At 63.8% G+C, this 18,326-nt stretch carries 14 protein-coding genes and 1 pseudogene; 6 read left to right on the top strand and 9 right to left on the bottom strand.

Annotated elements, in window-relative coordinates:
- Nucleotides 1-2 precede the first annotated feature (2 nt).
- The 7 genes from ABB27_RS00765 to ABB27_RS00735 all read right to left on the bottom strand — a co-directional run bounded on the left by ABB27_RS00765 (nucleotide 3) and on the right by ABB27_RS00735 (nucleotide 11,144).
- Complete coding sequence (locus tag ABB27_RS00765; RefSeq protein WP_057626297.1) at nucleotides 3-1,412, bottom strand: sugar porter family MFS transporter; 1,410 nt, start codon at nucleotides 1,410-1,412, stop codon at nucleotides 3-5.
- A gap of 47 nt (nucleotides 1,413-1,459) precedes the next feature.
- Nucleotides 1,460-2,794 carry a xylose isomerase gene (xylA, locus tag ABB27_RS00760; RefSeq protein ID WP_057626295.1) on the bottom strand — a complete coding sequence of 445 codons (1,335 nt, stop codon included), beginning with the start codon at nucleotides 2,792-2,794 and terminating at the stop codon, nucleotides 1,460-1,462.
- 44 nt (nucleotides 2,795-2,838) lie between these two features.
- Nucleotides 2,839-4,332 carry a xylulokinase gene (gene xylB, locus ABB27_RS00755; RefSeq protein ID WP_057626294.1) on the bottom strand — a complete coding sequence of 498 codons (1,494 nt, stop codon included), beginning with the start codon at nucleotides 4,330-4,332 and terminating at the stop codon, nucleotides 2,839-2,841.
- 199 nt (nucleotides 4,333-4,531) lie between these two features.
- Nucleotides 4,532-6,064 (bottom strand): tryptophan halogenase family protein, encoded by a 1,533-nt coding sequence (locus tag ABB27_RS00750; protein ID WP_057626292.1) that lies wholly within the window; start codon nucleotides 6,062-6,064, stop codon nucleotides 4,532-4,534.
- A 14-nt stretch (nucleotides 6,065-6,078) separates the two neighbouring features.
- Complete coding sequence (locus ABB27_RS00745; RefSeq protein ID WP_152984373.1) at nucleotides 6,079-7,080, bottom strand: cupin-like domain-containing protein; 1,002 nt, start codon at nucleotides 7,078-7,080, stop codon at nucleotides 6,079-6,081.
- 20 nt (nucleotides 7,081-7,100) lie between these two features.
- A complete protein-coding gene (locus ABB27_RS00740; RefSeq protein ID WP_057626288.1) occupies nucleotides 7,101-7,859 on the bottom strand; it encodes a SapC family protein in 759 nt (252 codons plus the stop codon).
- A 156-nt stretch (nucleotides 7,860-8,015) separates the two neighbouring features.
- On the bottom strand, nucleotides 8,016-11,144 hold the full coding sequence (locus ABB27_RS00735; protein WP_057626286.1) for a TonB-dependent receptor: 3,129 nt from the start codon (nucleotides 11,142-11,144) through the stop codon (nucleotides 8,016-8,018).
- 451 nt (nucleotides 11,145-11,595) lie between these two features.
- Between ABB27_RS00735 and ABB27_RS00730 the strand changes: the two genes are divergently transcribed.
- On the top strand, nucleotides 11,596-12,678 hold the full coding sequence (locus tag ABB27_RS00730) for a LacI family DNA-binding transcriptional regulator (RefSeq protein ID WP_083491073.1): 1,083 nt from the start codon (nucleotides 11,596-11,598) through the stop codon (nucleotides 12,676-12,678).
- A gap of 32 nt (nucleotides 12,679-12,710) precedes the next feature.
- Here the strand turns inward: ABB27_RS00730 and ABB27_RS00725 are convergent, their stop codons facing one another.
- Nucleotides 12,711-13,391 (bottom strand): ChrR family anti-sigma-E factor, encoded by a 681-nt coding sequence (locus ABB27_RS00725; RefSeq protein ID WP_057626284.1) that lies wholly within the window; start codon nucleotides 13,389-13,391, stop codon nucleotides 12,711-12,713.
- Entirely contained in the window at nucleotides 13,388-14,011 is a 624-nt protein-coding gene (locus ABB27_RS00720; protein WP_057626282.1) for a sigma-70 family RNA polymerase sigma factor, read from the bottom strand. The genes ABB27_RS00725 and ABB27_RS00720 overlap by 4 nt, the downstream gene beginning before the upstream one ends.
- A 131-nt stretch (nucleotides 14,012-14,142) precedes the next feature.
- Here ABB27_RS00720 and ABB27_RS00715 point away from each other — a divergent pair, with 131 nt between their 5' ends.
- The 5 genes and pseudogenes from ABB27_RS00715 to ABB27_RS00695 all read left to right on the top strand — a co-directional run.
- Nucleotides 14,143-14,910, top strand: coding sequence for a hypothetical protein (locus ABB27_RS00715; RefSeq protein WP_057626281.1), 768 nt, complete (start codon nucleotides 14,143-14,145; stop codon nucleotides 14,908-14,910).
- 82 nt (nucleotides 14,911-14,992) lie between these two features.
- Complete coding sequence (locus tag ABB27_RS00710) at nucleotides 14,993-15,943, top strand: acyl-CoA desaturase (protein WP_057626279.1); 951 nt, start codon at nucleotides 14,993-14,995, stop codon at nucleotides 15,941-15,943.
- 1 nt (nucleotide 15,944) lies between these two features.
- Nucleotides 15,945-17,222 (top strand): NAD(P)/FAD-dependent oxidoreductase, encoded by a 1,278-nt coding sequence (locus ABB27_RS00705; protein WP_057626277.1) that lies wholly within the window; start codon nucleotides 15,945-15,947, stop codon nucleotides 17,220-17,222.
- Complete coding sequence (locus ABB27_RS00700) at nucleotides 17,219-17,986, top strand: DUF1365 domain-containing protein (RefSeq protein ID WP_057626275.1); 768 nt, start codon at nucleotides 17,219-17,221, stop codon at nucleotides 17,984-17,986. The genes ABB27_RS00705 and ABB27_RS00700 overlap by 4 nt, the downstream gene beginning before the upstream one ends.
- Nucleotides 17,983-18,326: pseudogene (locus ABB27_RS00695) on the top strand (SAM-dependent methyltransferase); the annotation flags it as partial. The gene ABB27_RS00700 and the pseudogene ABB27_RS00695, both read left to right, overlap by 4 nt.

Below are 18,326 nucleotides of genomic sequence, written 5' to 3'. Positions count from 1 at the left end.
GTTCATCCTTCCATCTGCTCCAGTTCCTTGCCCTTGGTTTCGCGCACGTACTTGAGTACGAAGAACACCGAAATGACCGCCGCAACCAGATAGATGCTGTAGGTGGCCGCCAAGCCGGTCGCCGCCAACAGGATCGGGAAGGTCACCGTCACGGCGAAGTTCGACGTCCATTGCGCCGCGCCGGCAACGGCCAAGGCCGAGCCGCGGATCTGGTTGGGGAACATTTCACCCAGCATCACCCACATCACCGGGCCCCACGAGAGATTGAAGAACACCACGTAGGCATTGGCAGCTACCAACGCCAGCGTGCCCATGCGCCCAGGCAGTTGCAGATGGCCGTCAACCAGCGAGCCGCTGGCGAACGCCACCACCACAAACGCGAGCGACACTGCCATGCCCGCCGAGCCAACCCACAGCAGCGGCTTGCGGCCAATACGATCAATCAACAGCACCGTAACGATGCAGGCGCCAATGCTGAGCGCACCCGACAGCACATTGATCAGCAGCGCGTCGTTCTCGGAGAATCCAACTGCCTGCCACAGCACGGCGCCGTAATAGAACACCACGTTGATGCCCACCAACTGCTGGAAGGTGGCCAAACCTATGCCCACCCAGACGATCGGGCGGATCCTGCCGGTAGCCTTGTTTTTCAGGTCGGACAATTGCGGGCGGTGATGGTCGGTCGACAGCGAGGCGTCGATCTCCTCCAGCTTGGCCTGCGCACCGGCAGCGCCGAACAGCCGCGTGAGCACCTGCAGCGCGTCTTCCTTGCGGCGCTTCACAACCAGGTAGCGCGGGCTTTCCGGGATGGTCAGCAACAGCAACAGGAACAGCAGCGACGGCACCGCCTGCATCCAGAACATCCAGCGCCATGCGGCATGCCCGCCCCACAATGCCTCGGTTGAGGAACCGGCGGTGGCCGCCAGCAGGTAGTTGGACAGGAACGCCGCGGTGAGGCCGCTGATGATGGCGATCTGCTGGACCGTAGCCAAGCGGCCACGGTAGCGCGCCGGTGCCACCTCGGCGATATAGGCGGGCGAGATAACACTGGCCGCCCCCACCGCGAAACCGCCGACCACCCGCGCGACGATGAACCAGGTCGACGAGCCGGCTGCGCCGGCACCGATGGCCGACAGCAGGAACATCACCGCCGAGATGATCAGCACATTGCGACGGCCCAGGTTGTCCGACAGACGGCCGGCGCTGAACGCACCGACCGCACAGCCCAGCAGCATGGAGGCAATCTCGAAGCCCTGCATCCACTCGCCTGATTTGAACGCCTGATGCAGGCCATCCTGGGTGCCATTGATGACCCCGCTGTCAAACCCGAACAGGAATCCGCCAATCGTCGCTACCACGCTGATCAACACGATCAGCCGGGTGTTCTCACCCCCGGTCGTTGCCTGGTTCATTACCGTCCCCTCCCCGTTCCTGCAATGACGATGCGATCCTGCTGCGCTCAGCGCAGCAGGTACTGGTTGAGCAGATTCTCGTATTTCTCCTGCTTGCCGCTGATCTGCGCGGGCTCACCAGCCTTGCTGGCCAGGGCCACCAGATCGGTCAGCTTGAGCGAGCCGTTCTCGAAATCCCGGCCGGCGCCGCTGTCGAAGCTGGCATAACGCTGCCTGCGCCACTGCTCCAGCGGTGAGTCGGTCAGCAGTGCGTGCGCTACCTCCAGCCCGCGCGCGAATGCATCCATACCGCCGACGTGGGCAATGAACAAATCCTCCATGTCGGTGGACTCGCGGCGCACCTTGGCGTCGAAGTTCAGGCCACCCTCCAGCCCGCCCTGCCGCAGCACCACCAGCATCGCGCCGACGGTGTCATACAGGTCGGTAGGGAACTGGTCGGTATCCCAGCCGTTCTGCGCATTGCCACGGTTGGCGTCGATGCTGCCTAGCAGGCCGTGATCGGCGGCAACCTGCAGATCGTGTTCGAAGGTATGGCCGGAGAGCGTGGCGTGGTTCGCCTCGATGTTGAGCTTGAAGTCCTTTTCCAGCCCGTGTTCCTTCAGGAAGCCGGCCACGGTCGCGCTGTCGAAGTCGTACTGATGCTTCATCGGCTCCATCGGCTTGGGCTCGATCAGGAAATTGCCCCTCAGGCCGATGCTGCGGCCGTAATCGCGCGCCATGGTCAGGAAGCGGGCGAAGTGATCCACCTCGCGCTTCATCTGGGTATTCACCAGCGCGGCATAGCCTTCGCGGCCGCCCCAGAACACGTAATGCTCGCCGCCCAGCTCAACGGTGGCCTCAAGTGCTGCCTTCACTTGCACCGCCGCGCGCGCCACCACGGCGAAATCCGGGTTGGTCGACGCACCATTCATATAGCGCGGATGCGAGAACAGGTTGGCCGTGCCCCATAGCAGCTTCATGCCGGTGGCGTCCTGCCGCGCCTTGGCCAGGCCAACCATGTGCTTGAGGTTCTTCTCGTACTGGCCGATGTCATCGGCATCGGGTGCCAGGTCGATATCGTGGAAGCACCAATACGGCACGCCCAGCTTGGTGAAGAACTCGAACGCCGCATCCACCTTGGCCTCGGCGGTCGCCATCGGCGAACCGGCTTCCCACGGGAAATGACGGGTGCCCGGGCCGAACGGATCGTGGCCGGCATTGCAGAAGGTATGCCAGTAACAGACTGCGAAGCGCAGGTGTTCCTGCATGGTCTTGCCACCGACGACCTTGTTGGCGTCGTAGACCTTGAATGCGAGTGGGTTGTCCGAACCGCGGCCCTCGAACGGGATGCGGCCGATGCCGGGGAAGTATTCCTTGGCGCCGATGAAGGGCTGCGTGCTCATGCTGCGTATTCCTGTGGTTGTGCGGGGTGTTGCGGAGAGGGACATCAGCCGCGCTGCAGCGGCGTGATGGCGTCGAGATATCGCAGGAAACGTGTGTATGCCGCGGCGTAAGCCTGGCTTCGTTGCGGGTCGGGCCGCATGGACAATGCCGGATCGACGGCGACATGCAGGCGGGTGACATCCATGATCGATGCCGTATCGCCGCGCGCCAGACCAATGGCCCACAGCGCCTGCAATGCCGCGCCAAACGCTGCGCCTTCGGGCTGGGTCGGCACGTCCACCGGCAAGCCGAATACGTCGGCCACCAGCTGTCGCCACGCCGCGCTATTGCTGCCGCCGCCAGTCAGTACGATGCGTTCGAACTGCATGCCTGCGCCGACAAACGCGTCGTAGCCGTACTTCAGGCTGTAGGTCGCCCCTTCCATCGCGGCACGGTAGATGTGTGCCGGCGTCATGTTGGTGGTGTCCAGCCCCGCCAGCACGCCTTTGCCGAGCGGCAGATCGGGGGTGCGCTCACCATTGAGGAACGGGAGCATCACCAGTCCATCGGCGCCGGGCGCGGTGTCACGCAGGTGTGCGTCACCATCGCGTGTGCTGAAGCCAAATGCAGTGGCAACCTGCTCGGTTGCCACGGTGCAGTTCATCGTGCAGATCAGCGGCAACCAGCCGCCGGTAGACGAGCAGAACGCGGCCCATGCCCCGTCAGGATCGACCACCGGCGTATCCGAATAGGCAAACAAGGTACCGGAGGTACCCAGGCTCATCGCCAGCCGCCCCTGTTCGACGCAACCGGTACCGATGGCCGCCATCATGTTGTCGCCGCCACCCACCGCAACCTTCACCGTTGCCGGCACACCCAGCGCGTTGGCGGTGGTCGGGTCGATATCAAACAGTTCATCCGGATTGGCGATGCGCGGCAAGCAGGCGCCAAGGTCGCGCTGCGGATCGGTCGCGCGCAGCAGTTCGGCCGACCAGCTGCGGCTGCGCACGTCCAGCCAACCGGTGCCGGAAGCGTCGCCGTACTCGCAGAAGCGCTGCCCGGTCAGAACGAAGTTGAGATAGTCGTGCGGCAACAGGATGGTCGCCAGCTGTGCGTAGGCGGCAGGCCGATGCGTCTTTGTCCACGGCAGTTTGGATGCGGTATAGCCGGCAAGGATTGGATTGCCGGCAAGCGCGATGGTCCGTGCAATGCCACCTGCCGCGTCCATGATCTGCGTGCACTCAGCTGCGGTGCTGGTGTCACACCACAGCTTGGCAGGTGCCAGCACATCGCCTGCGCCATCCACGGCGACAAAGCCGTGCTGCTGGCCCGATACCGCCAACGCGACGATGCGTGAGCGCACCGAAGGGTCGATCTGCCGGAAGCACGCGTGCAGCGCCGACACCCAGTCGGCCGGTAACTGCTCGCGACTGCCGTCGGCGGCGCTGATCATGTCCAACGGCATGCTGGTGCTGGCAACGACAATGCGCCCGGCAGGGTCATAGACCACTACCTTGAGGCTCTGCGTACCTGCATCAATTCCGGCAACCAGATCCATCAAGAATGTCTCCGACTCGTTGAAAGGTAGCGCTACCATTTACTTCGGTAAAAAAAGGGAACGCAGTCCTGCTCCCTCTTTTCCACAACAGCGTTGCCGCCGCGGTGTTGTCGCACTGTAACCAGCTGCAGCAAAAAAAGCGTGCTGCAACGCAAAACCGCGACACTGGCAACGCATACCGCTTGCCAGTGGGTTTCCGCTACGCCATTGCCACGCTTGGGCGCCAGACTTCCGCCTCCGCCTTGCAATAGCGTTCGATGAAATCAGCCTGCGATGGCATCTGCGCGGCCGCCTGCCACACGGGCTGACGGATGCCATCCAGCAAGGTGCGCAGATCCGCATCGCCCAGGGAACGGGCAAGCGGATGCGGGCTCCCCGGTTGGATGCCCTGCCCCAGCAGCACGCTGGTCCACGACTCCACCCGGAACAGCTCACCAGGGTCCTGCCAGGCATGCGCGCGTTCGCGCCATGCACGCAGCCGCAGCTCCAGTGATGCGGGCAATTCCATCTCACGGCAGGCCTTCCACATCGGCTCGTCGCGTTGCGTGGCGTGGTAATGCAGGATGATGAAATCGCGCACGTGCTCCATCTCCGCGCGGCTGACGTCGTTGTACAGATCAACCAACGACGGGCTGATTCCATCGAACGGAAACAACTGGATAAGCCGCACCACCGCACTGATGGTCAGGTGGATGCTGGTCGATTCCAATGGCTCGATGAAGCCACTGGCCAGGCCCAGCGCGACCACGTTCTTGTTCCATGCCTTGAGCCGCCGCCCGCTGCGGAATGGCACCAGCCACGGATCACGCAGTGGTGGTGCGCCCACATCGCGCAGCAACTTGGCATGCGCCTCGTCATCGGACATGTGCTTGCTGGAGAACACCAGCCCACACCCAACCCGGTGTTGCAGGGCGATATGCCAGCGCCAGCCAGCCTCGTGCGCGATGGCGCGGGTATAGGGTACCGGCGGCCCCACCGCCTCGGTCTGCACGGCCACGGCCTTGTCACTGGGCAACCACTGGTGCCAGTCCTCATAGCCGGTATGCAAGGTCTGTTCGGTCAACAAGCCACGGAAGCCGGTGCAATCGATGAACAGGTCGCCTTCTATCACCTGCCCGTCTTCCAATACCAGCGACTGCACCGAGCCGTCATGCGCGTGCTGCCTTACTTCGCGGATCTTCCCTTCCACTCGCCGCAGGCCGTGGCCCTCGGCCTTGCGGCGCAGGAATTTTGCATAGAGCCCGGCATCGAAGTGATAGGCGTAGCTGGCCTGCGGCTGGGTCTGCAAGGAAAACCGGTCGTCGCGTGAGGCCACGCTTTCCAGACAGAAGTCACCCAGGTCCGATGGCATGCCACGGCGCAGGCTGTCCAGCCAGAAATGATGGAACGGCGTTGCCCAGGTGCCCTTGCCGATGGTGCCGAACGGGTGGAAAAAATGCTCGCCGGGCCGGCGCCAGTTCTCGAACGAGATGGACAGTTTGAATGTGCCGGCGACGGCACGCAGGAACTCCTGCTCGTCGATCTGCAGAAAGCGATGGAAGGTGCGGATGGGCGGCACCGTCGACTCGCCTACACCCACGGTGCCGATCTGCTCGGACTCGACCAGGGTGATGTCCAGCTGGTCGCGGAACTGGTGGGACAACGCACAGCCTGCCAACCAGCCTGCGGTGCCGCCGCCAGCAATGACGACCTTGCGGATCCGCGCACCATCATGTGTCTTTGCAGCGTCCAAAGTGCTTGCTCCCGTCAGCGGTTGAGTTGGCCCAGCAGCATGGCGCGCATGCGCCGCGCCTGTGTTTCGTCGAACGGTGCCAGGTCGCCACGGGCGGCTTCGGGCAGGTGCTGCCCTGCCCGCTCGCCAGGACCGAACACGTAGTACTCGAACATCTTTGCCCAGGCCTGCTTCTCCCGCTCGGGCAGGTCGCGCAGGGCCCACATCGCATGCTGCAACGCCGTCAGCGGTGAAGACAGAAAGGCCGGCGTGCCACGCCACCAGTAATTCACCAGTACGTTGAACGGCGCCAGGCTGCGCACATGGTGCCACCACAGGCCGGGAATGAAGATGGCATCACCGGGTTCAAGCACCGCAGTACGTGCGGTGGCCAAGGCTTGGCGGAACCGGGGGTAGCGTTCAAAGTCCGGGTTGTCGAAATCGACCACGCTGACCACCTGTCCGCCCGGGGTGGGAGCAAGCGGACCGGGATAGAGATTGTCGATCTGCTCGGGCGGGAAAAGGGTGAACTGGCGACGCCCAACCGCGCAGCAGGCCAGGTTGTCGGGGATGTCGTAATGACAGGAGGCGGTCACCCGATTGCCGATCCAGATGCTGGCCGAGGCATTGATGCCCTGCCCGGCCAGGCCGGCATCATTGGCCTGCGCGAACCCGGGCAGCGTCCGTTCGATCAACAGCGAGGCGACGTAATAGGTCGGCGGCTGCAAGCCGTCCAGGTTCTCCGCGATTTCATCCAGCACCTGGGTCAGCACGCCGCGCCGGACCTCGAAATTCAACTGGGTGAAGTCGGCGTTGTAGAACGGGCGCCCTGCAATTTCAGGGGAACCATACGAATACGGCACCTGCATGCCGGCATCGAAGCGGCGCAGGTAGGCAAGCGCGTGTTGGGTGGACTCCAGCCCTGCCTGCACCAAACCCCAGTCGCGCGCGATTCCCTTGAGTACGGTCGGCTGCCCCTCATTCAACAGCGCCTGCATTGGCAGCGCGTTGGCGTCGAGGCCGTCCAGCGTTCGCATCGGCATGCCGTCCAGCACGGTCAGTTCCTGGTGGTCGACAGGGTGGCATCCTGCAGGCGCAGCCGCCGCTGCTTCTCGGCAATCAGGCGGCGCATATTGTGCAGCGAAGCCAGCATCAGGTAGGCCCCTTCCAGATAGCCGGCGCGGTTGAGATCCAGCAGCTCAGCGACCTCCAGCGTGGCCAGGCGCTCGCGATCAATGCCATGCAGGCCATTGACGCTTACCCGATGCTGCGGCTCGATCTGCACATCAAGTTTGATCGGCTGTATCAGCCCCTTCGCATCAAGCATTGCAAACATTTCGGCAGCAAACGCACTGCCGTCGTGGATACCACGCAGCACGCCTGCGATGTGGTCGAGATAAGGCGTATTGCCACCTTGCGGCAGGAATACCTGCTCACCGGCAGCCGTGTTCACGCGCGGATGGTCGAGATCCACGTGCATCACCGCTTCCTGGGTGAGCACGCCATCGATCTGGTTTTCCTGGAAGCCGATCAGGAAAGGCCCCTTGGCGGCGGCCCCTGGCAGATAGGAGGCGTTCCAGCGGCCGTCCTGCAGAAACAGGTTTTCGTATTGCTCAAAGCCCAGCAGAACCACTGATTGCCAGGCCGCGGTTGCGCCCTCCCTGCGCAGGAAGATCGGGTACTCGCGCTGCAGCTCGGCGAATTCACTCGGATACGCCGGCACCATGCCGACCGCGTCGCCGAGCTCCGGACCAAAGCCGGTGGCTACGCGCAGGTCACGGTGGACGATGTTGTTGAGCAGTTCGTAGCGGGCCATGCGGGTATCCACTCCAATCGGGTGCCGTACGCCGGCATGTTACCGCCGCCGCACGGCCCGTGTACGGGCACCCGTTGGACCGGGTGCCTTGAAAAAAGTACCGCTGCTCACACAGCGGCACCATGGCGACCTGGGAGAGGCCGTCGGTCGTCAAACTCAGAACTTGTAACGGACACCCAGCATGTAACGCGGGCTCTGGTCAGCCAGCTTTACGATCATCTGCGAGGTGCGTGAACGCCAACGCACGTCCTCACCGGTCAGGTTGATCGCTTCCAGGCCGAACGACCAATGGTCATTGAGCGCGTAGTTCACGCTCAGATCCCACTGCGCGTACTCCTCCACGTAGTAGGGGTTGCGGCTTGAACCCTGGTTGGCGAGGATTAGGTACTGGTCTCGCCAGTTCCAGGCCAGACGCACCGACCAGCCATACTTCTCGTACATCAGCATGGCGTTGGCGGTGTCACTCAGGCCGGTAAGCGAGAACTGATCGATGCTCGGATCACCGCCATTGTCGTAGCCGACATCACCACGCACGATGGTGTAGTTGGCAAGCACGCCAAAGCCGGTATTGCCGAAGAAGTACTGACCACCCAGTTCCCAGCCGTGCAGTTTGGACTGATTCTGGTTGATCGGCCTGTTGACGTTGAACATGTACAGCGGATCGTTGGCCTGCCCATGCAGGTCGTATGCCGCCTCGGTGGCAAGTACCTGCGCATCGGTGCCGTTGTAGGCACCCAGCCCGGCCGGGTTGTTGCGCAGCAGGGCAAGCGCGGTGAACAACGAAGTATCGTTGGCCGAGCAAGCCGCCGCATTGGCCGCACCCACCTGTGCAGCACAGGCCGCACTGGTGAGGAAGGCCAGCGCTGCCTGTGCATCCGGCCCCGAGGTCGGATCGGTCAGGCCATACAAGCTTTCCTGCACGATGGTGTTACCGATGAAGTTGTCGACCGACTTGTTCCAGTACGTCAACGACACGTAGCTGGCGTCGGCGAAATACCACTCCACGCCGAGGTCCAGATTGTCCGATTCCAGCGGCTTCAATGCCGGATTCTGTGCGTTGCCACTGGCCCGTGAGGACGGATCGATCAACACCGAGCCGAACGGCTGCTGCGCACCCGGGCCGGCATACAGATTGCCGTAAGGTGCACGTGCAATGCTCTTGCCAAATGAAGCACGGCCCTTGATCTCATCGGTGAAATCAATGCTGAAGTCGAGGTTGGGCAGGATATAGCTGTACCTGGCCTTCTCGCTGAAAGGCTGCTGCTCATCGGACAGCACAACGCGGAAATCGTTGTTGGACTGCCACTCGATCGATTCGGGAATGGCGATCACCGAGGTCGACACGACATCCGTGGTTTCGTAGCGCACGCCCAGCCGGGTATTGGTGCGCATGCTGCCCAACTGCCCATCCAGCTCGACCTGGAAGTAGGCAGCCTTGGTCTTCTCTTCCACCCGGTTGTCGGCGGCGCGCTGCGGGTTCACGCCCAGGCCAACGCCGTACTGGCTGGCCGCCCATTGCGCCAGCGTGCCGGCGTTGCCGCGCCACGCCGACCAGCTTTTGGCGCTGTAGTCGTCAAACAAGCCGACGATGCTGACCGGCTGCAGCAGGTCCATCAATCCGCCTGCGACGTCGCGGTCGACATTGGCAACGCCCCAGTCACCCAGCGTGGAATAGGCCTCGGCGGCCTGGATGCGGTGGGTGGAGGACTTGTTGCTGTCCACGCCGAACTGGAACCGGCCCTGGTCGAAGCTCCACTCGCCGTCCACCCGCGCCTGCTTGATCTCGCTGATCTGGGTCTGCGCGTTGACACGCAGCACCTGCGAGCCGATCTCACCCGCGACAAACCCCGGGTTGACCACGCCATTGGTTCCGGCGGCGGCATCGGCCGTGCTCGGGTACCAGGTCTGCGTACCAACCGGCAGGCCATTGTTGAAATTCAGCTCCTGTACCCACGAGCCGCCGCAATGCGGGCCGGTGGTGCAGTTATTGGTGCCGGCGATGCTCATGAAGATCGAGCCACCGCCGGTGAGCGGATCGTTGGGCCGGCTTTCGTTCTTCGAGTTGTGCGCATCGAAACTCAGCTTGAACCGGTCGCTGACATCCCATACGCCATTGAAGCCCAACGAGCCCAGCTCGTACTTCTGCATGCTGCGCTGCTGCTCAAGGCCGAAGTCCTTGGTGCCGGCGATCTCACGGATGTAGATCGGCGTTGCGACCGCGCCGCTGGTGTCGAACTCGACATTGGTGTAGTTGCTGTTCTGCAGCCACATGCCCTGCTCGCCACGATTCTCGGTGATTTCGTTGGTCGAATAGGTGTAATCCAGGGTCAGGGTCAGGCTGTCCATCGGTGCGAACTGCAGCACCGCCTGGCCATTGACGCGCTCACGCTCGAACTCGGAGAACGCATAGCGCAGATCATTCGGCCGCCCGTACAACTGCCCGATTGCCGGCGCGTTCACCACGGTTGGGTTACCCGGCATCGTGCCGGTCCACGGTTGTACGTTCCAGTAATTGTCGGTGGCCTGCACCGAGCCGCCCTTGCGCTTCTGCTGGCTCGCGCTGAGGCTGACGCCGAAAGTCTTTTCCGGGTTGCTGTAGCTGAAAATACCGGACAGCTCCGGGGTGATGTCATTGTCGAACGGCTGGCTCTGGTCGGAGACCATCTTGGCGCCGGCATTGGCGACGATGCCCTCATGGTCGAACGGACGCGCGGTCAGGATGTTGATGGTGGCACCGATGCCACCGCTGGGAACCTGCGCCTGGCTGGTCTTGTAGACCTCGATGCCATTGATGGCCTCGGCCGCCAGCTGGGCGAAGTTGAACGCACGGGTGCCGCCATCGACGCCACCGATGGCCACCTGGCCCGAGGCACCGAATGCATCGGCACCCGGCATCTGCCGGCCGTTGAGGGTGACCATGTTGAACTGCGGGCCAAAGCCACGCGCGGTGACCTGTGCGCCTTCGCCATCGCGACGTTCAATCGAGATGCCGGTGATGCGCTGCAGCGATTCGGCCAGGTTGGTATCGGGGAACTTGCCGATGTCCTCGGCGCTGATGGCATCGACGACACCGGCCGAGTCGCGCTTGATGTCCATCGCCTGGCTGAGGCTGTTGCGGATGCCGGTGACCTGCACGGCGTCCAACTGCGTGGCTTTCTGCTGGGCCTGTTCCTGCTGCGCAACAGGCGTTGTCGCCTCCTGCCCGAACGCGGGATTGATGACCAGAACACCCCCGACGAAGGTGAACATGGCCCTGGATTTGAACTTCGTCAACTTCCGGCTCATGAACCGATCCTCGGGTCTGGAGTACTACGAAAAGTGCAAGCGCTCATGAATGTCCTCTCTCTGACATACGATCGAATGGATGTACCACCCCCTCCCAGGGGCACGCACGGGCGAGGCCCGTCTTCCAAACCGAACATCGCAATGCCCCCCCCCAAGCGCATTGCGTCTGAAACGTGTTCCAAGCTTGCTGTTATGACCGCGAGTTGCAGAAGGCGAACCGACAACCTGGCTCACCCAGGCACAGTGGTAGCGCTACCATCGCGTCGGAGCGCAGACTAATCACCTGTGTTCTCACTTGTCACCGTGCAGCGCAGCAAAGCCGATCCACTGGCTTATCCTCAAGCGATGAACAAGGATAGGCAGGGGCATGGAATGCACTGCAGCGCCTGGTTTCCCACAGGTAACGGGCGTTACAGACGGTCGCGGAATTGAATCAAATGGAACCAATTGCATGAAGAAGATCAGCAGGTCGGTGCGCCGCAAGGGCAGCGCAATCACCATTGACGAAGTAGCGGCGCATGCAGGCGTATCGGCGATGACGGTATCGCGCGTGGTCAACGGCCATGCGGGTGTACGCGACGCCAACCGCGAGCGCGTCATGCGTAGCGTGCGCGAACTCGGTTACCGGCCGAACCTGGCCGCCAGTGCGCTGGCGGCGGCGCAGCACACCTGCATCGCGTTGATCTATACCAATCCCAGCTCCAGCTACCTGCGTGAGCTGCTGGTCGGCACACTGCGCGGATCAACCCGTGCAGCGGCGCAGCTGGTGATCGCCAGCTGGGATGAGCTGGACGCCAAGGCACGCCGGGCCGCCGCAAAACAGCTTGCCAACAGCGTGGCCGGGGTGATTCTGCCGCCGCCGCTGTGTGAGTCGAAGGCCATCGTCGCCGAGTTTTCGCAGGCCGGTGTTGCTGTCGTATCGATCGCCTCTGGTCACTTCAGCGACACGATTTCCTGCGTCCGCATCGATGACCACCGTGCCAGCCACGACATGGTCACGCATCTGATCGAACGCGGCCATACCCGCATCGGCTACATCAAGGGTGACCCCAACCAGACCGCCAGCGCGCATCGCTGGCAAGGCTATCGGGATGCGCTGGCCGAAGCTGGCATTGCCTACGATGACAAGCTGGTGCAGCCCGGCTACTTCACCTATCGCTCGGGCCTGGACGCCGCCGAACGCCTGCTCACGCTGCGCAACCCACCCAGTGCGATCTTTGCAAGCAACGACGACATGGCCGCGGCGGTCGTCTCGGTGGCACATCGACGCGGCCTGGACGTACCGCGGGACTTGTCGGTGGTGGGTTTCGATGATACATCGGCATCAACCATGGTCTGGCCGGAGCTGACCACCATTCACCAACCGGTAGCAGCAATGGCCGACGCGGCCATCGATATCCTGCTGCGCGAAATACGCCGGACGCAGGGTTCGGCGCGCGTGATCGTCAACCATGTGCTGCCGCACCAGCTGATAACCCGCTGGTCGGTGGCCGACAGGACCGACAGCAACGCAAAGCGCAAGCAGACGCTCTGATCACCCACCCTGACGCCAACCCGGGGGCTCTTTCAGAGTTTGACGAAGCGCTGCAGCTTGCGCGCCAGCCAGCCGCTGAATACCAGTGGCGCGTCCAGCGCTGACACACAGATACAGGGAACCCCTGGCGCAGTAACCGGTTGGTGCTCCACATCCTCATCCAGGTCCGCCATGTCTCCCGGCGCGAACAGGCCCAGCGCATCGTTGTAGGAGCCACGCAGTATCTGCGTCAACTCGCTGCGGCCATGGCTGTGCATCGGCAGGCATTTGCCGGGTGCGATCTTCAGCATGATCAGCGATGGCATCTGCTCGGCACGGATGCAATGCATGCCTGGGCCTATCCAGCGCCAACGCAGATTGCGCAGCGAACTGCCGAAATACGGGTGCAGAGCAACCGGCAGGTGGTCCGGGTCTGCCTCGGGGCGTTCCCTCGACGGCTGTCGGTCCATTGATTCCGCGCTGGGAATGCCCTCCCCTGCCAACTGCGCCAACATTGCCTCGCGCAACTGGGCGCGACGCTGTTCTGCAGCGGCCGGGGCCGGCTGGGTCTGCTCCATCAGTACCGAGCCAATCGCTTCGGCCTGGCGCAGTTGCGCACGGCAGTGCGGGCATTGCTCAAGATGGACACCGGCCACAATGTTCAACGGCGATGGCAGCGCGCCTGCGGCGTAGCTGATCAGGGTGGATTCGTGCAGATGGTGATGTGGATTCATCGTGCGCCCCCCACCTTGAGCTGCAGTTGCAGAAACGCACGGCGCAGATGGGATTTGACCGTGCCAAGCGGCATTCCCAATGTCTGGGCGATCTCGGCGTGGCTCTTGGCTTCGAAATACGACATGCGCACCAGCCTTGCCTGCACGGCTGGCAGGTCATTGATGCGCTGGCGCAGCTGCGCCTGGTCGGCGTACTGCTCGGCACTGCTGCGTTCGAGCGGATCGTCGGCAGCCGCTTCCTCCACCGCCGCCTGCACCAGCATCCAGCTGCGCTCACGGCGCACGCGGTCGATGTGCAGGTTGCGGCTGATCCGGTACAGCCAGGTGCTCAAGGCTCCCTGGGCCGGATTGAAGTCGGCCGCACGCAGCCAGAGCCGCAGCAGGCATTCCTGTGCCAGCTCTTCGGCGATCGATTCCGGGCAGCCCAGTCCACGCAGGTAAACGCATAGACGCGGCATGAAGTGATCGTAGATGCGCATGAAGCAATCGCGGTCACGCCGCAGCGCCACACCGTCCATGTCGCTGGCCCAGTTGGTCGGCTCACTGCTGGGCAGCTGGGAACTGGACACGATGCGTGCGGTATCGAAGGCAGAAGTGAGGTGGGCGGCGTCAGGGTACATCAGCGTTCGCGGCAGGCGGTGAAGGTCTGTCTTCCGTTACGGACAGAGGCGGCGATTGGATGCAGCAGCGGCCTGCATCCGTCTGCCGCCACCGCACGTACAGGGATTGCCGCCCTTCTGAAAGCAAGCATATGCGTACGCTCTGGTTGCTGTTTTGGCTGCCGCCCATAGCCGCTGCCACCCCTTTACTACGCAATGAAGGGATTGCCACGACCGCACAGGGAGCGGTGAGCTACCGCGAGGTGCACTGGCAGCGCAGCGGTGACGAGGGTACCCAGCGCTGGGTGCAATACCTGTGCCCGGACGGGCGTCCGTTCGCCAGAAAGCAGGTGCCCGCCAGCGCGCAGCCGGCCGCGCGCGGCTACCAGTTGCAGGACCAGCGCAGCGGCCAGGCGGCACAGGTAAGCATCGCCGATGGCCGGGTCTGGATCGACTGGAAGGAGGACGCCGCCGCGCCACGCCGCAATGGTTCGGTGGCGCTGCCGGCGGATGCTGTCGTCGATGCGGGGTTCGACGCTGCCGTGCGTCAACACTGGCAGGCGCTGATGCGGGGTGAGCCGCTCAGTCTTCCGTTCCTGGTCCCCAGCCGCCAACGCTTCTATCCGGTCAAGGTCCTGCACCAGGGCGCGGTGCGTTGGCAGGGCATTGCCGCCCAGTCCATCGCGGTCAGGTTGGACGCCTGGTACGGCAGCATGGCGCCGCGCTTGTCGCTGATCTATGCGGACAGCGACCGCCGACTGCTGCAGTTCCAAGGCACCAGCAACCTGCGCGATTCACGCGGCAACTATCCCGTGGTGACGGTGCGCTTCAACGCGCCCGCCTCGCCACGCTCGCTCGAGCAATGGCAGCAGGCCTGGAGCCAGCCGCTGGTCGCCAGCTGTTCCGTTACGCGTGAGTGAAGTCGCAGATCGATCACGGCGGGCGCATCCAACGGGCGCCTTGCTACGTACAGATCAACAAGTACCTCCAAGAGACACCGCCATGAACGCCGCCGCGCCCCTGCCCCGCCCCCGAGCGCGCCTGATCCGCACGCTGCAGCGTTGGTTTGATACCGGCGCGGGTGAGCCTGCCACGGCCGAAGCGTCGGCCGGGATCGACTGGTTGCGCGCGATCCCGTTCGTGCTGATGCACGTCGGCTGCCTTGGGGTGCTCTGGGTCGGCGTATCCACCACGGCGGTGGTGGTGGCTGCCGCGCTGTATGCCGTGCGGATGTTCGCGATCACCGCGTTCTACCATCGCTATTTCTCGCACCGCACCTTCGAGGCACCACGCGCCGTGCAGTTTGTCTTTGCGGTTATCGGCGCCAGCAGCGTTCAGCGCGGCCCCTTGTGGTGGGCTGCACACCACCGCCACCATCATCGCCACGCCGACCAGCCGCAGGATCCGCATTCACCGCTGCAGGGTGGGTTCTGGCGCAGCCACCTGGGCTGGTTCTTGAGCAGCGGCGCCTTTGCTACCGACTTGAAGCGCGTCCCCGATCTGGCCCGGTTCGCGGAGCTGCGTTGGCTGGACCGTTTCGACACCGTCATTCCACTGCTGCTGGCCGCTTGCCTGTATGGGCTGGGCGCCGTGCTGGAGCGCTTTGCTCCCGGCCTGCATACCTCGGGAATGCAGCTGTTGGTGTGGGGGTTCTTCATTTCCACCGTGCTGCTCTTCCACGCCACGGTCACCATCAACTCACTCGCCCATCGGTTTGGCAGCCGCCGCTTCCAGACACGCGACGACAGCCGCAACAATTTCTGGCTGGCGCTGCTGACCTTCGGCGAGGGCTGGCACAACAACCACCATTTTTTCCCTGGCACGGTCCGGCAGGGTTTCCGCTGGTGGGAGCTGGACATGACCTGGTACGGCCTGCGGGTGATGGCCGCACTGGGATTGGTGAAGGGTCTCAAGCCCATTCCGGCCTGGGTGCTGGCCAAGGCGGAGCACTGACATGCGCATCGCGATCATCGGCTCGGGCATCGCCGGTCTGGCCAGTGCCTGGTGGCTGCACGGTGAGCACCAGGTAACGCTGTTCGAAGCCAATGATTATCTTGGTGGCCATACGCATACCCACGACGTAGAGGTCGACGGGGTCCGCATGGCCGTGGATACCGGCTTCATCGTTTTCAATGCGCTGCACTATCCGTTGTTGACTGCGTTGTTCGACGAACTGGGGGTGGCATCCAAACCGACCACGATGAGCTTCTCCATGCACAGTGCGCGCAGCGGTGTGGAGTACAACGCCACCTCGCTAGATGGCCTGTTCTGCCAGCGGCGCAATCTGGCTTCGCCGCGGTTCTGGGGCATGCTTGCCGATCTGCGCCGGTTCTACCGCGACGCCCCCTCGCTGTTGTCCGAGCCGGAAGGCCCTTCGTTGGGCCAGTACCTGCTGCGCCAGCGCTACGGCGAAGCGTTCGTCGAGGAACACCTGCTGCCGATGGCCTCGGCACTGTGGTCCTCGCCCACCGCGACAATCATGGACTTCCCGGCACGCTACCTGGTCCAGTTCATGGCCAACCACCAGATGCTGCAAGCAACCGGCCGCGCCCCCTGGCGCGTGGTGGAAGGTGGCTCGGCACGCTATGTGGAAGCGCTGCGCCGGCGTTGGCAGGTCGAAGAACGCCTGCGCTGCGCGGTCAATAGAATCGAGCGGCTGGCCCACGGTGTGCGCGTGCACAGCGTCGTCGGCATTGAGGATTTCGACCAGGTGATCCTGGCCTGCCACAGCGACCAGGCCTTGGCCTTGCTGGCCGATGCCGATCGCAGCGAACGCGAGGTGCTGGGTGCCATCCGTTACCAGCGCAACGAGGTGGTACTGCATACCGACGCCACGCTGCTGCCGCGCAACCGCAAGGCATGGGCGGCCTGGAACGCGCACGTGCCGGATGACCGTAGCGCAGCGTGCACCGTCAGCTACTGCATGAGCCTGCTGCAGGGCCTGCCCGGTGACACCCCGCTGATCGTCACCCTCAACCGCAGCGACGCCATCGACCCGGCCAAGGTGCTGCGGCGGCTGCAGTATGCCCACCCGGTGCACGATGGCTCGGCCGTACGCGCGCAGCAGCACTGGGGCGAACTGCAGGGGCGGCGCAATACCTGGTTTGCCGGCGCCTACTGGGGCTGGGGTTTCCATGAGGATGGCATCCGCAGCGCCAGACGCGTGGTTGATGCGCTGCGCTGCCACACTCCGCTTCGCACCCAGCAGCACCACGCCGAGGCGATCGCATGAGTGCCAGCGCGCTCTACTTCGGGCAGGTCATCCACCGCCGCCACCTGCCGCAGCCGCACGCCTTCCGCTATCCGGTGGCGCAGCTGCTGCTCGATCTGGATGAGCTGGACGAAGTGTTCGATGGGCGCTGGTTGTGGTCTGTAAACCGCCGCAACCTGGCCGAGTTCCGCCGTAGCGACTACTTCGGCGATCCGGCGCAGCCATTGGCCGACGCCGTGCGCGATCACGCTGCCCCGCTGCTCGGCTATCGCCCGGCGGGCCCCGTGCGGCTGCTGACGCACCTGCGTTTCGGTGGTCACGTCTTCAACCCGGTCAGCTTCTACTACTGCTACCAAGCCGATGGCACCACGCTGGACTGCATCGTGGCCGACATCACCAATACACCGTGGAAGGAGCGCCACGCCTACGTGCTCCCGGTTGCAACAGCCGCGCATGAAGGCAATGCGCTGCGCTGGCAGTTCGACAAATGCTTCCACGTCTCCCCCTTCATGCCGATGAACTGCCGCTATGACTGGCGTTTCAACGCGCCGGCGCAGGACCTGCGTGTGCATATGCAGGTGTGGAAGGACGGCATACGCCAGTTCGACGCCACCCAGCACATGCAGCGGCGCCCGCTTGATGGTCGCGGGCTGGCCCGTGTGCTGGCGCTGTATCCACTGATGACGGTGCAGGTGGCTGCCGCCATCCACTGGCACGCATTGCGCCTGTGGCTGAAGGGCAACCCGGTCTACGACCATCCGTCCCCCGCCGAGAAAACCCGATGAACGAGATGACCCCTTCGATCACTCTGCCCCGCCCCAGCGCGCTCGATCTGTTCCTGCGCCGGCGGCTGCTTGCACAGCTGGCGCCGCTGCGTTCGGGACAGTTGCGCGTACGCGATGCCATCGGCGAAGTGCTGTTGGGTGAGCCCGACGCACTGCAGGTCACGGTCACCATCCACAACCCCGCGTTCTACCGGAAGGTTGCCGCACAAGGCAGCGTCGGTGCCGGCGAGAGTTATATCCACGGCGACTGGCACTGCGACGATCTGGTGGCGCTGGTGCGCTTGCTGGTACGCAACCGAGAGCTGCTGGACGCGATGGAACATGGGCCGGCGCGCGCCGG

The organism is Stenotrophomonas terrae, from assembly GCF_001431465.1.
GTDB classification, from domain to species: domain Bacteria; phylum Pseudomonadota; class Gammaproteobacteria; order Xanthomonadales; family Xanthomonadaceae; genus Stenotrophomonas; species Stenotrophomonas terrae.
Note: the sequence above shows the minus strand (reverse complement) of the source record. Positions and strands in the feature narration are given on the sequence as shown.

Excerpts from the sequence above, each read along its gene's own strand:
- ABB27_RS00740 (WP_057626288.1), bottom strand. The coding sequence starts at position 7,859 with ATGGCCCGCTACGAACTGCTCAACAACATCGTCCACCGTGACCTGCGC.
- ABB27_RS00720 (WP_057626282.1), bottom strand. The coding sequence starts at position 14,011 with ATGTACCCTGACGCCGCCCACCTCACTTCTGCCTTCGATACCGCACGC.
- ABB27_RS00715 (WP_057626281.1), top strand. The coding sequence starts at position 14,143 with ATGCGTACGCTCTGGTTGCTGTTTTGGCTGCCGCCCATAGCCGCTGCC.
- xylA (WP_057626295.1), bottom strand. The coding sequence starts at position 2,794 with ATGAGCACGCAGCCCTTCATCGGCGCCAAGGAATACTTCCCCGGCATC.
- ABB27_RS00700 (WP_057626275.1), top strand. The coding sequence starts at position 17,219 with ATGAGTGCCAGCGCGCTCTACTTCGGGCAGGTCATCCACCGCCGCCAC.
- ABB27_RS00735 (WP_057626286.1), bottom strand. The coding sequence starts at position 11,144 with ATGAGCCGGAAGTTGACGAAGTTCAAATCCAGGGCCATGTTCACCTTC.
- ABB27_RS00725 (WP_057626284.1), bottom strand. The coding sequence starts at position 13,391 with ATGAATCCACATCACCATCTGCACGAATCCACCCTGATCAGCTACGCC.
- xylB (WP_057626294.1), bottom strand. The coding sequence starts at position 4,332 with ATGGATCTGGTTGCCGGAATTGATGCAGGTACGCAGAGCCTCAAGGTA.
- ABB27_RS00745 (WP_152984373.1), bottom strand. The coding sequence starts at position 7,080 with ATGCGAACGCTGGACGGCCTCGACGCCAACGCGCTGCCAATGCAGGCG.
- ABB27_RS00730 (WP_083491073.1), top strand. The coding sequence starts at position 11,596 with ATGAAGAAGATCAGCAGGTCGGTGCGCCGCAAGGGCAGCGCAATCACC.
- ABB27_RS00765 (WP_057626297.1), bottom strand. The coding sequence starts at position 1,412 with ATGAACCAGGCAACGACCGGGGGTGAGAACACCCGGCTGATCGTGTTG.
- ABB27_RS00705 (WP_057626277.1), top strand. The coding sequence starts at position 15,945 with ATGCGCATCGCGATCATCGGCTCGGGCATCGCCGGTCTGGCCAGTGCC.
- ABB27_RS00710 (WP_057626279.1), top strand. The coding sequence starts at position 14,993 with ATGAACGCCGCCGCGCCCCTGCCCCGCCCCCGAGCGCGCCTGATCCGC.